We start from the raw sequence: 12,097 nt of genomic DNA, 5'->3' as shown, positions 1-12,097 counted from the left end.
TGAACAGAATGTGACCAGTCCTGCGTTTTGCGCAGCCCGGCAACGGCAGCCCTCCGCTCGCTGAAGCCGGCGATACGATTAGGCTGACCGTCCATCTGATTTGGCAAGGGAGACACTATGAGTTCATCGTGCGTGGAGAGTAGCGGCGTGCAGCGCGATGCCGGGTACCGCATCGTCAGTGAGATGCTCAGTCGGGCCGGTATCCGGGTTAACGGTGATCGCCCATATGATATCCGCGTTAATCACCCCCTCTTTTTCAAGCGCGTGCTACAGCAGGGGTCGTTGGGGCTGGGCGAAAGCTATATGGACGGCTGGTGGCAGTGCGATCGACTCGATATCTTCTTTGATAAAGCGCTGCGCGCCGGTCTGCAGCAGCAAATGCCGCACCATTTCCGTGATACCCTGCGCGTCGTCGGCGCCAGGTTGGCTAACCTGCAGTCCCGGCGCCGGGCGTGGCAGGTCGGGCGTGAGCACTACGATCTGGGCAACGATCTGTTCAGCCTGATGCTCGACCCCGCGATGCAGTACTCCTGCGCCTACTGGAAACAGGCCGATACCCTGGAGCAGGCACAGCAGGATAAGCTGCACCTGATCTGTGAAAAGCTGCAGCTGCGACCGGGCATGACGCTGCTGGATATCGGCTGCGGCTGGGGTGGTCTGGCGGCCTACGCCGCTCGTCGGTACGGGGTGCGCGTGCACGGCGTGACCATCTCGGCCGAACAGCAAAAGCTGGCCGCCGCGCGTTGCCAGGGGCTGGAGGTACAGATCCTGCTGCAGGACTACCGCGATCTCCACGCCCGCTATGACCGCATCGTCTCCGTGGGCATGTTTGAGCACGTGGGGCCGAAGAACTACGACGCCTACTTCGCCGTGGCGCGGCGAAATCTGAAGGATGACGGGCTGTTCCTGCTGCACACCATCGGCGCCAACCACACCACCCCGGATGTCGATCCCTGGATCAATAAATACATTTTCCCCAACGGCTGTCTGCCGTCGCTGCGCCATATCGCCGACGCCAGCGAAGCGCGGTTCGTGATGGAGGACTGGCACAACCTCGGCGCCGACTACGATCGTACCCTGATGGCCTGGCAGCAGCGCTTCAACGCCGCCTGGCCCCAGCTGAAGGCGAACTACTCCGCGCGCTTCTTTCGCATGTTCAACTACTATCTTGCCGCCTGTGCGGGCGCATTCCGCGCCCGCGACATCCAGCTTTGGCAGGTGCTATTCTCCCCGCAGGGCGTCTGCGGCGGCCTGCGCGTCGCGCGCTAAACGCCCGAGCGACACGGCGGTGCGTCTATTCACTCGCGCGGATCGGCCGCGCAGGACGCGCCGAGGTGATGGCGACGCAGCCAGATCAGCTTATAGGCCGCCGGAATGATGAACAGCGACAGCAGCGGCGCGGTGATCATCCCGCCGATCATCGGCGCCGCGATGCGGCTCATCACCTCGGAGCCCGCCCCGCTTCCCCACAGAATCGGCAGCAGACCGGCGATGATCACCGCCACGGTCATCGCCTTGGGGCGCACCCGCAGCACCGCGCCGTGGTACAGCGCCTCATCCAGCGCGGCCGGGGTAAAGCGCTCGGCGTGGCTCAGCGCCGGATCCTGCTCGATGGCCTGGCGCAGGTACATCAGCATCACCACGCCAAACTCGGCGGCCACGCCGGCCAGGGCGATAAAGCCGGTGCCGGTGGCAACCGACAGATGGAACCCCTGCCAGTAGAGGAACCAGATGCCGCCCACCAGGGCGAAGGGCAGGCTCATCAGGATCAGCAGCGCCTCTTCTACCCGCCGAAAGGCCAGATAGAGCAGTACGAAGATGATCACCAGCGTCATCGGCACCATCAGCATCAGCTTGCGGTTGGCGTGCTCCAGCAGCTCGAACTGACCGGAGAAGCTAACGCTGGTGCCCGGCGCCAGAGTGACCTGGCGCTGGATCGCCGTCTTCAGATCCTCGACCACCGAGACCATATCGCGCCCGCGGGCATCGATATAGATCCAGCTGGCCGGACGGGCATTCTCCGTCTTCAGCATCGTCGGCCCGGAGACCACGCGCACCTCGGCCACATCCCCCAGGGTGATCTGTTGCTTTAGGGGCGTCAGGATCGGCAGCTGACGCAGCGCCTCGGGCGAGTTCCTCCACGCCTGGGGATAGCGGATCGCAATCGGGTAGCGCGCCACCCCTTCGACGGTCTCGCCGACCATCGCCCCGCCGATGGCCGATGAGACAAACAGCTGCACGTCGCCTACCGTCATCCCATAGCGGGCGGCCCGCTGGCGCTGGATCTGAATATCGATGTAGCGCCCTCCCTCCAAGCGCTCCGCCAGCGCCGAGACCACCCCGGGGACCCCCTTCGCCACCGCCTCGATACGCTGGGCCGTGGCGTCGATGTCGGCTAACACGGTGCCCGATACCTTGATGCCGATCGGGCTCTTGATGCCGGTGGAGAGCATGTCGATGCGGTTGCGGATCGGCGGAACCCACAGGTTGGCCAGCCCCGGCAGGCGCACCGTGGCGTCGAGCTCGGCGATGATCTTGTCCATCGTCATTCCCGGACGCCACTGACCCTGCGGCTTCAGCTGAATGGTGGTCTCGATCATTTCCAGCGGCGCCGAGTCGGTCGCGCTCTCCGCCTTCCCGCTCTTACCAAAGACGCTGGCCACCTCCGGCACCTGCCTGATCAGCTTATCCGTGGTCTGTAGCAGCTGCGCCGCCTGGGCCGGCGAGATCCCCGGCAGCGTCGAGGGCATGTACAGCAGATCGCCCTCATTGATGTTCGGCAAAAACTCGCCGCCGATGCGCTCCAGCGGCCAGATCACCGTCACCATCGACAGCGCCGCCGCCAGCAGGGTGAGCCGCGGCCAGCGCAGCACGGCAAGCAGCAGCGGGTGATAGACGCGGATCAGAAAACGGTTCAGGGGATTACGGCTCTCCGGCGGAATATCGCCCCGGATCCAGAACCCCATCAGGATCGGGATGACGACGATCGCCAGCGCCGCCGCGCCGGCCATGGCGTAGGTCTTGGTGAAGGCCAGCGGGCCGAACAGCCGCCCCTCCTGCCCTTCGAGGGTAAAGATCGGGATGAAGGAGAGCGTGATGATCAGCAGGCTGATAAACAGCGCCGGCCCCACCTCGACCGCGGCATCCGTGATCACCCGCCAGCGGGTCGCGTTGTCGATAGGCCGCTCGGGATGACGATGCGCCCACTCCTCCAGACGCTTATGGGCGTTCTCGATCATCACAATCGCCGCATCGACCATCGCCCCCACCGCGATGGCGATCCCCCCCAGCGACATGATATTGGCGTTCAGCCCCTGGTAACGCATGATGATAAAAGCGATGCACAGCCCCAGCGGTAGGGAGACGATCGCCACCAGCGCCGAGCGTACGTGCCACAGAAACAGGGCGCAGACCAGCGCCACCACGATAAACTCCTCGATCAGCTTGGCGCTCAGGTTATCGATGGCCCGATCGATCAGCTGGCTGCGGTCATAGGTTGTCACCACCTCCACCCCCGGCGGCAGACTGCCCTGCAGTGTGGCCAGCTTCGCCTTCACCGCCGTGATCACCTGACGGGCATTCTCACCCGAGCGAAGGATCACCACCCCGCCGGCCACCTCGCCCTCGCCATTCAGCTCGGCGATCCCCCGGCGCATCTCCGGCCCGATCTGGACCCGCGCGACGTCCTGCAGATAGACCGGCACGCCATCCGGGCCGCTCTTTAAGACGATGTGGTTCACATCGTCGAGGGTGCGCAGGTAGCCGCTGGCCCGCACCATATACTCCGCCTCGGCCAGCTCCAGCGACGCGCCGCCCGCCTCCTGGTTGGATGAGCCGACGGCCTGCTTCACCTCCGCCAGACGGATGCCGTACTGCGCCAGCTTCAGCGGATCGACCTGGATCTGATACTGCTTCACCACCCCACCGACCGAGGCGACCTCGGCGACGTTGGGGATGGTCTTCAGCTCATACTTCAGGAACCAATCCTGCAGCGAGCGCAGCTCGGCCAGATCGTGCCGCCCGTGCTTATCCAGCAGCGCATACTCGAAGATCCAGCCGACCCCGGTGGCATCGGGCCCGATCTCCGCGCTGACCCCCGCCGGCAGCTTGCCCTGCACCTGATTCAGGTACTCCAATACCCGCGAGCGCGCCCAGTAGAGGTCGGTGCCATCGGCGAAGATCACATAGACATAGGAGGTGCCGAACTGGGAGAAGCCGCGCACCGTCTTGGCGCCCGGCACCGACAGCATGGTGGTGCTCAGTGGATAGGTAACCTGATCCTCCACCAGCTGCGGGGCCTGCCCCGGGTAACTGGTCTTGATGATCACCTGGACGTCGGAGAGGTCGGGCAGCGCATCCACCGGCGTGTTAGCGATGGTCCAACCGCCCCAGAGGCTGAGGAACAGGACGCCCATCATCACCAGGAAACGGTTCGCCACCGAGCGTCGAATAATCCATTCAATCATGGCGTGCGTCTCCGTGTCCGACGTGCGACGCGATGGGCTCCGGTGCGACGGCGGATGAGGCGGTCTCCCCCGCGCTCGCCTGACGCATACGCGCCAGCGCCCCGCTGATGCTGGCCTCCGAGTCGATCAGGAACAGGCCGTTGACCACCACCGACTCTCCCTCCGTCAGCCCCGCGGCGATCCCCGCCTGCTGCTGCGCCTCCTGCGCCACCGCGACGCGCTTCGGCAGGAAGCGCCCGTCCTGCGTCACGGTGATCACATGCTGCTCGTCGCCGCTATCGACGATCGCCTGGGCGGGGATCAGCAGCAGCGGCGGGCTCTGCGTCTCAAGACGCAGCGTGGCGTTCATCCCGGGCTTCAGCCTGCCGTCGGGATTCGCCACCGCCAGGCGAATCTGCAGGGTGCGCGTCGTCGGATCGGCGCTGGGCAGCGTGCGCCAGTCGCGCACCGAGAAGCGCTGCTGTGGATAGGCCGGCACCGCCAGCTCGAAGCGGCTATCCGCGTTCAGCTGCGCGGCCATCGCCTCCGGCAGCGCGGCGCTGACCCAGACCGGGTCGATACCCTGGATCTGCGCCACCGTCTTATCCTTGGAGAAGTTCATCCCGGCGCGCAGATCGAAGGCGGTGATCACCCCGTCGATCGGCGCGCGCAGAGTAAAGCGCGTCTGGATGCGCCGCGCGGTGCGCAGGCGCTGAATATCCTCTTCCGGCATCCCGCTCAGGCGCAGGCGCTCCAGAACGCCCTGGCGCTGCGCCGCCTGATCCTCCCCCGATGGGCTCAGCAGCAGATATTCGCTCTGCGCCTCGACCCAGGCCGGGAGGGTGATATCGACCAGCGGGCTGCCGCGCGCGATACGATCGCCGTTGGTCAACGGGTAGACCTTCTCGACAAACCCCTCCGCTCGCGCCTGCACGATCGCGTATTGATACTCGTTAAAGCTGATGGTGGCGGGCAGCGTCAGGGCGTCGCGCAGCGTCCCCCGGCGCACCGTGGCCGTCTTCAGCCCCAGATTCTGCCGCTGGGCGGGATCGATGCGAACCCCGCTCTCTTGCCCCGCGTCGCCGCCCTCGTCGGCGTATCTCGGTACCAGATCCATGTCCATAAAGGGGGATTTACCCGGCTGATCGAATTTGACATCGGGCTTCATCGGGTCATACCAGAATAGTACGCGGCGTTCGGCGGGCGCCGACGTCGCGGTGGCTGACGACGTCAGATTCAGATATGGATACAGGGCAACGGTGATCGCCGCACCCAGAATAAGGCCGCCGGCAAGCGCCGCGGCATACTTTATATTTAGAGCAGGCATGACAATCCCCATTCGCGCGCCGGTCATTCACGACGGCCGCAGAGTCGAACGGCCGGTGCGCCCTCGAGGATCACCGGCATAAATAGCATCGCCGCGGTCAGATGACATGAATGGCGGTCAACCGAGAGATCGCGCCTTGCTGAACAAATGAAAACGTCACCCGATCGCCGACCTTTAGCCCCGCCACCTGGCTCTCCTGGTCGAACGTAAAGCGCATGGTCATCGCCGGCCAGTCCACTTCGGGTATCGCCGGATGGCTGAGAGTGATCTTGTTACTCTGCAGATCGATCGCCTTCACCTCGCCGCGGGTCGTGATCTGCGGCGCCGCAGAAAGATCGGCGGCCATCGCCTGGTCGTGCTGATGGGCGCTCTGCGCCGCCAGCGCCGGGGCACCGCTCGCCATGACCAACGCCGCGCATAAAGTTACTTTAATCATCGTTTTCATCGAGTTCACTCCATAGGATTAAGGGAAAAGGGTTATGCCTGCCAACCGCCGCCCAGGGCGGCAAAAAGCGCTATCTCGTTCGCCTGCTGGGCATAGCGCAGATCGAGCAGCGTCTGCTGGGTGGTAAATAACGCGCGCTCGGCGTCCAATACCTCGAGATAGCTCAGCGCGCCGTGGGCGTATAAGCCGCGGGCGCGCCCTACGGTCGCCTGCAGCGCGTCGAGATAGCGCTGCTGCGCCGTTAATTGCTCGGCGAGGCTCCGGCGCGTAGAGAGGGCATCGTCCACCTCCTTAAACGCCGCCTGGATCTTATTTTCATAGTTCACGATGGACTGCTGCTGGCGTAATTCGGCGAGCTGCAGAGTGGCGCGGTTACGCCCGCCGTTAAAGATGGGCAGCGTAATCTTGGGGACAAAGCTCCACATCCCACCTGCCGCGCTGAATAATCCGGCCAAATCGCTGCCGCTGGCGTTCAGGCCGCCGCTCAGCGAGATCGTGGGAAAGAACGCCGCCCGGGCCGCGCCGATATCGGCATCCGCCGCCCGCAGCTGATGCTCCGCCTCCATGATGTCGGGGCGCTGCAGCAGGATCGTCGATGGCAGCGGCACCGGCAGCGCAACCGGGCCGACCGAGATCTCCAGCCCGCGCCGATCGCGGGGCGCGCCGTCATAGACGCCGACGAGCCGCTGTATGGCATGGTTGGCCTGCGCCACGTCTCCCTCACGCCGCGCCAGCGTCGCCTGGGTGCTGTCGATCTGCCCACGCGCCTGCTCCAGCGCCAGCAGGTTGGCGCCGCCGGCCCGCACCTGCTGTTCGATCAGGGCGTAGGAGTGGCGATAGCTCTGCAGCGTCTCCTGCGCGATACGCCGCTGGGCGTAGGCCAACTGCTGGGTAAAATAGGCCTGCGCGACATTGGCGACCAACAGGATATGCACCGCGCGCTGCGCCTGCTGGCTGGCGAGAACGTTCTGCTGCTCCCGCGCGCTCATCGACTGGAGTCGGCCGAACAGATCCAGCTCAACCCCCAGCGCGCCGCCCAGCTGATATTCCCGATCGCTAGCGCCGCCCCGCAGCGGCGCGCGGGAGTTCGCCTGGGCGGCGGCATCGAGCTGGGGATAGCGGTCGGCCTCCTGCAGCGCCCACTGCGCGCGCGCCAGCCGCACAGAGATCACCGCCTGCCGCAGGTCGCGGTTGTTGCGCAGCGCATCGTCGATCAGCTGCCTAACCTGCGCATCGCGAAAGAACGGGCGCCAGCCCCGATCCTGATAGTGCGTCGTCGCCGCACCGGTGGCAGACGGCGACGATGAGAACTGCGCGCCTACCGGCAATGCCGGGCGCTGATACTCTGGCGCCAGGGAGACGCACCCCGTCAGAGCCAAGACCACGCTGACGCTTAACTGCTTTATCCTAACCATAACGCTGATCGCCCAAGCTCGCCGATGCCGATAAGGGGCGCCCATCGCGCCGCCCATCCATGAGAAGGGCACCTTAACAAACCGATACGGTTTGCCCGGTGACGGCTGAATGACAAAGCTGTCATTTTCCCGCGCATCGATTGATCTCGCCCGTTAGCCCTCTACAATGGCCGGGGCGTCACGAGATAACGGAGCAAAGGGTGAAGATACTGATCGTCGAGGATGAGGTGAAAACCGGGAAATACCTGTGTAAGGGGCTGACAGAGGCGGGATTTGTCGTCGATCTCGCCGACAACGGTTTAACGGGATACCACCTGGCGATGACCGCCGGCTATGATCTGATCATCCTTGATATCCTGCTGCCCGACGTCAACGGCTGGGAGATCGTCCGCATGCTGCGCAGCGCCAACCAGGGACTGCCGATCCTGCTGCTGAGCGCCCTCGGCACCATCGAGCAGCGGGTAAAGGGGCTGGAGCTCGGCGCCGACGACTACCTGGTCAAGCCCTTCGCCTTCGCCGAGCTCTTGGCGCGGGTGAGAACCCTACTGCGACGCGGCAGCCCTCCTATCCCCGAGAGCCAGTTTCACGTTGCCGATCTCACCGTGGAGCTCCTTTCCAGAAAGGTGACCCGCGGCGGTAAGCGCATCACGCTAACGGGGAAAGAGTTCACCCTGCTGACGTTTTTTATCCGTCACCAGGGCGAGGTGCTGCCCCGCTCCCTGATCGCCTCGCAGGTCTGGGACATGAACTTCGACAGCGACACCAACGCCATCGACGTGGCCGTGAAGCGGCTGCGGGCGAAGATCGACCTCGACTTCGAACCTAAGTTGATCCAGACGGTGCGCGGCGTGGGCTACCTGCTCGAGGTGCCGGATGTCGACTAAGCGCACGCCGCGCCCCATCTCCCTAGCGGCCCGCCTGACCCTCACCATCTCGTTGGCGACCAGCCTCGCCTTCGCCGCGTTCACCTGGATCATGATCTACTCCGTCGAACGCCATTTCGCCGAGCTGGACAACGCCACGCTCCAACAGGTGCGCAGCAGCGTCCTGCGCGTCTTGCAAGAGCCGCCCCGCGCCGGCGTCCAGCGCCTCGATACCCTCAGCCGCGTGCTGGCCGGCTACCCCAACATCAGCGTCGCGCTGCGCGCCGGCGACCACGGTTTTCGCTATCGCTATCGCGCGGACGCCGCCGCCGCCGATCTCGACGCGGTCTGGCAGCTGCCGACGCTGCCGCGCCATCTGCACAGCGGGCAGGTCTTTCTGTGGCCAAACGACGACCACGCCGCTGGCCCTCGCGAGGAGGCGGCTCAAAACGCCTACCGCCTCATCGCCACCACGGTCTACCCGGCGGGCGATCCGCGCACCCCCTATACCCTGCTGATCGCCCTCTCCATCAACGTACACCTGCACTATCTTGAGCAGCTGAAGAGCAATCTGATGATCTGCGCGGCCGTCATCAGCCTGCTGATCATTTTCATCGTGCTGCTCGCCGTTTACAGCGGACATCGACCGCTGCGCGATCTCAGCGGGAAGATCAAGGCCATCACCGCCGAGAATCTCGATACCCGCCTCGCCCCCGACGCGGTGCCGATCGAGCTGCGGCAGCTGGTGCTCTCCTTCAACCAGATGCTCGCCCGCATCGAGGACGTCTTCACCCGACAGGCAAACTTTTCTGCCGACATCGCCCACGAGATGCGCACCCCGATCACCAACCTGATCACCCAGAGCGAAATCGTGCTGAGCCAGACCCGGACCCAGAGTGAACTGGAGGAGGTAATCTATTCGAACCTTGAAGAGTATCAGCGGATGGCGAAGATGGTGAACGACATGCTGTTTCTGGCGCAGGCGGACAGTCAGCGCCTTCGCCTCAGCCGCGTCCCCCTCGACCTGCGCCAGGAGACCCTCAAGGTGTTTGACTTCTTCGAGGCCTGGGCGGAGGAGCGCCAGGTCACCCTGCGCATGGATGGCAAGGGGCCCGCCGCCTGGGGCGATCCCGCGATGCTGCGGCGGGTCATCAGCAATCTGCTGTCCAACGCCATTCGCCACACCCCGGCGGGCCACCGCGTGACCGTGCACCTCAGCGAGACGGCCGACGCGGTGCGGCTCTGCGTCGCCAATCCCGGCGCGCCCATCGCCGCGCGGCACCTGCCGCGCCTGTTCGACCGTTTCTACCGCGTCGACCCCGCGCGTCAGCGTAACGGCGAGGGGAGCGGCATCGGCCTGGCCATCGTCAAATCGATCATCGCCGCGCATCAGGGCCAGATCTGGGTTAGCTCGGACGCCGACGCCACCCGCTTTACCGTCTCCCTGCCTCGCGCCGCGGGTGGCGACAAGTAATATATTAATAATCAATGCGATAAATCATTACGCGATCGTCATTCTCCCGTCACGCGCGGCTGCGGATCCCCCCGGTATACTGGTGCGCATCGGGGGAGAGACGGCCGCGTACGGTCGTCCATCCCCCGCGCGCCGGGGCGTTTCCCGACGCACCACGCCCCCGTTCGCGTGACCGATGCCGCGGCATCGCACGCAGAGATGACCGATATGGAGCCATACCGATGAAGAGACTGATCTACACCGCCCTGCTCACCCTTGGCCTCAGCAGCGCGGCTCTGGCCGCCGACGGGCTGGATAGACCCCTGCAGGTGGATAGCCCTCAGCACCACGGCGCGACGGCGCCGTCACCGGAGCACGATAGCGCCCCCCTGGATCAGCATCAGCGGGCGATAATCGCCCACCAGGCCATGGACAACGGCAGCGCGGCCGCGCATCAGCAGATCATCCACGATCACCAGCGGATGCACGACGCCGAGACCCAGGGGCGCGCCAAGTAGCGCCAGGTCGGGACAGGCGCCCGGCCCGCGCGGGCGCCGTTACTCCAGCTCCGGCTGCAGCGCGCGCGGCGGCGGCGAGCGATACTCGGCATCGGCGGCGGCAAAGCGCCGCTGCACCGTCGGCGAGGGCGCGCGATCCAGCAGGCTGACCACCAGGATCCCGACGCTGGCGAACAGGAAGCCCGGAATGATCTCATACAGCCCCAGCCAGGCATACTGTTTCCAGACGATCACCGTGAGGGCGCCGATGACCATCCCGGCCAGCGCGCCGTTACGGGTCATCCGCGACCAGAGCACTGAGCCGATCACCACCGGGCCGAAGGCGGCCCCGAAGCCGGCCCAGGCATAGCTCACCAGCCCCAGCACCCGGTTTTCAGGATTGCTCGCCAGCGCGATGGCCACCAGCGCCACCAACAGCACCATCGCCCGCCCGACCCACACCAGCTCCCGCTGTCCGGCCCGCTGGCGCAGGAACGCCTTGTAGAGATCCTCCGTAATCGCGCTGGAGCATACCAACAGTTGGCAGCTGAGCGTCGACATCACCGCCGCCAGGATAGCGGACAGCAGGATCCCGGCAATCCACGGCGTAAACAGCAGCTGCGCCAGCGCGATAAAGACCCGCTCGGCGTTGCGATCCACCGCACCGGCCAGCCCGGGATGGTCGGTGAAGTAGGCGATGCCAAAAAAGCCGACGGCGACCGCGCCGAGCAGGCACAGAACCATCCAGGTCATGCTGATACGCCGGGCGTTGACCAGGCTGTAGTGCGAGTCGGCCGCCATAAAGCGCGCCAGGATATGCGGCTGACCAAAGTAGCCCAGCCCCCATCCCATCAGCGAGAGGATCGCCACCAGATTAAGCCCCTTCAGCATATCGACGCTGTCGAGGCTTTTCTGCCGGATCACCACCAGCGCATCGTCGAAGCCGCCGACGCTGATCATCACCATCACCGGCGTCAAGATCAGGGCGAAGATCATCAGGCTCGCCTGCACCGTATCGGTCCAGCTGACCGCCAGGAAGCCGCCGATAAAGGTATAGAGGATGGTCGCCGCCGCTCCGGCCCACAGCGCCGTCGAGTAACTCATGCCGAAGATGCTCTCAAACAGGCGGGCGCCGGCCACGATCCCGGAGGCGCAGTAGATGGTGAAAAACAGCAGGATCACCAGGGCGGAGAGGATACGCAGCAGGCGACTGTCATCGGCGAAGCGGGCGGTAAAGTAGTCCGGCAGGGTCAGGGCGTTATCGTTCGCCTCGGTGTGCACCCGCAGGCGCCCCGCTACCAGCCGCCAGTTCAGCCAGGCGCCCAGCGTCAGGCCGATGGCGATCCAGCTCTCCGAGATGCCGGCGACGAACACCGCGCCGGGCAGGCCCATCAGCAGCCAGCCGCTCATGTCCGATGCCCCGGCCGACAGCGCGGTCACGAAGGGGCCCAGGCGACGCCCGCCGAGAATATAGTCATCGAAGCTGTTCGTCGATCGCCAGGCCAGGAAACCGATCAGGATCATCCCCAGGATATAGATACAAAATGTCACCAACATGGGCGTGCTTATTACCATTATCGCTCTCCCGAAAGTCTCGTCTGGCGCACCGGGCCCGTCATGACGCCGCCGTTCCCGCCGCAGGTTCAAATTTC

The 12,097-nt window shown here is 65.1% G+C and carries 9 protein-coding genes; 4 read left to right on the top strand and 5 right to left on the bottom strand.

The features are described 5' to 3' along the window. Positions 1-117 precede the first annotated feature (117 nt). Positions 118-1,269: a cyclopropane fatty acyl phospholipid synthase gene (gene cfa, locus BRD58_RS08780; RefSeq protein WP_012848511.1), complete on the top strand. Its 1,152-nt coding sequence runs from the start codon at positions 118-120 to the stop codon at positions 1,267-1,269. 29 nt (positions 1,270-1,298) lie between these two features. Here the strand turns inward: cfa and BRD58_RS08775 are convergent, their stop codons facing one another. From BRD58_RS08775 to BRD58_RS08760, 4 genes are all read right to left on the bottom strand, one after another. Further along, a complete protein-coding gene (locus tag BRD58_RS08775; RefSeq protein ID WP_073382405.1) occupies positions 1,299-4,466 on the bottom strand; it encodes a CusA/CzcA family heavy metal efflux RND transporter in 3,168 nt (1,055 codons plus the stop codon). After that, positions 4,459-5,772, bottom strand: coding sequence for an efflux RND transporter periplasmic adaptor subunit (locus tag BRD58_RS08770; protein WP_073383889.1), 1,314 nt, complete (start codon positions 5,770-5,772; stop codon positions 4,459-4,461). The genes BRD58_RS08775 and BRD58_RS08770 overlap by 8 nt, the downstream gene beginning before the upstream one ends. 97 nt (positions 5,773-5,869) lie before the next feature. Then, a complete protein-coding gene (locus BRD58_RS08765; protein WP_015461450.1) occupies positions 5,870-6,217 on the bottom strand; it encodes a copper-binding protein in 348 nt (115 codons plus the stop codon). A 32-nt stretch (positions 6,218-6,249) separates the two neighbouring features. Then, positions 6,250-7,632 (bottom strand): efflux transporter outer membrane subunit, encoded by a 1,383-nt coding sequence (locus tag BRD58_RS08760; protein WP_073382401.1) that lies wholly within the window; start codon positions 7,630-7,632, stop codon positions 6,250-6,252. A 200-nt stretch (positions 7,633-7,832) separates the two neighbouring features. Here BRD58_RS08760 and BRD58_RS08755 point away from each other — a divergent pair, with 200 nt between their 5' ends. The 3 genes from BRD58_RS08755 to BRD58_RS08745 all read left to right on the top strand — a co-directional run bounded on the left by BRD58_RS08755 (position 7,833) and on the right by BRD58_RS08745 (position 10,466). Beyond that, positions 7,833-8,516 (top strand): copper/silver response regulator transcription factor, encoded by a 684-nt coding sequence (locus BRD58_RS08755; RefSeq protein WP_073382399.1) that lies wholly within the window; start codon positions 7,833-7,835, stop codon positions 8,514-8,516. Further along, positions 8,506-9,969 (top strand): Cu(+)/Ag(+) sensor histidine kinase, encoded by a 1,464-nt coding sequence (locus BRD58_RS08750; RefSeq protein ID WP_073382395.1) that lies wholly within the window; start codon positions 8,506-8,508, stop codon positions 9,967-9,969. Before BRD58_RS08755 ends, BRD58_RS08750 begins: the two co-directional genes overlap by 11 nt. A gap of 221 nt (positions 9,970-10,190) precedes the next feature. Continuing rightward, positions 10,191-10,466 (top strand): silver resistance protein, encoded by a 276-nt coding sequence (locus tag BRD58_RS08745; RefSeq protein WP_073382392.1) that lies wholly within the window; start codon positions 10,191-10,193, stop codon positions 10,464-10,466. Positions 10,467-10,505: 39 nt separating this feature from the next. Here the strand turns inward: BRD58_RS08745 and putP are convergent, their stop codons facing one another. Then, the gene (gene putP / locus BRD58_RS08740; protein ID WP_073382390.1) at positions 10,506-12,020 is read right to left on the bottom strand and encodes a sodium/proline symporter PutP; all 1,515 of its coding nucleotides are present in this window, start codon (positions 12,018-12,020) and stop codon (positions 10,506-10,508) included. Between the last annotated feature and the right edge of the window lie 77 nt (positions 12,021-12,097).

Source organism: Edwardsiella piscicida, from assembly GCF_001896205.1.
GTDB lineage: Bacteria > Pseudomonadota > Gammaproteobacteria > Enterobacterales > Enterobacteriaceae > Edwardsiella > Edwardsiella piscicida.
The sequence above is the reverse complement of the archived record's forward strand: the minus strand, read 5'-3'. Positions and strand labels throughout refer to the sequence as shown.

Excerpts from the sequence above, each read along its gene's own strand:
- BRD58_RS08745 (WP_073382392.1), top strand. The coding sequence starts at position 10,191 with ATGAAGAGACTGATCTACACCGCCCTGCTCACCCTTGGCCTCAGCAGC.
- cfa (WP_012848511.1), top strand. The coding sequence starts at position 118 with ATGAGTTCATCGTGCGTGGAGAGTAGCGGCGTGCAGCGCGATGCCGGG.
- putP (WP_073382390.1), bottom strand. The coding sequence starts at position 12,020 with ATGGTAATAAGCACGCCCATGTTGGTGACATTTTGTATCTATATCCTG.
- BRD58_RS08775 (WP_073382405.1), bottom strand. The coding sequence starts at position 4,466 with ATGATTGAATGGATTATTCGACGCTCGGTGGCGAACCGTTTCCTGGTG.
- BRD58_RS08760 (WP_073382401.1), bottom strand. The coding sequence starts at position 7,632 with ATGGTTAGGATAAAGCAGTTAAGCGTCAGCGTGGTCTTGGCTCTGACG.
- BRD58_RS08750 (WP_073382395.1), top strand. The coding sequence starts at position 8,506 with ATGTCGACTAAGCGCACGCCGCGCCCCATCTCCCTAGCGGCCCGCCTG.
- BRD58_RS08765 (WP_015461450.1), bottom strand. The coding sequence starts at position 6,217 with ATGAAAACGATGATTAAAGTAACTTTATGCGCGGCGTTGGTCATGGCG.
- BRD58_RS08770 (WP_073383889.1), bottom strand. The coding sequence starts at position 5,772 with ATGCCTGCTCTAAATATAAAGTATGCCGCGGCGCTTGCCGGCGGCCTT.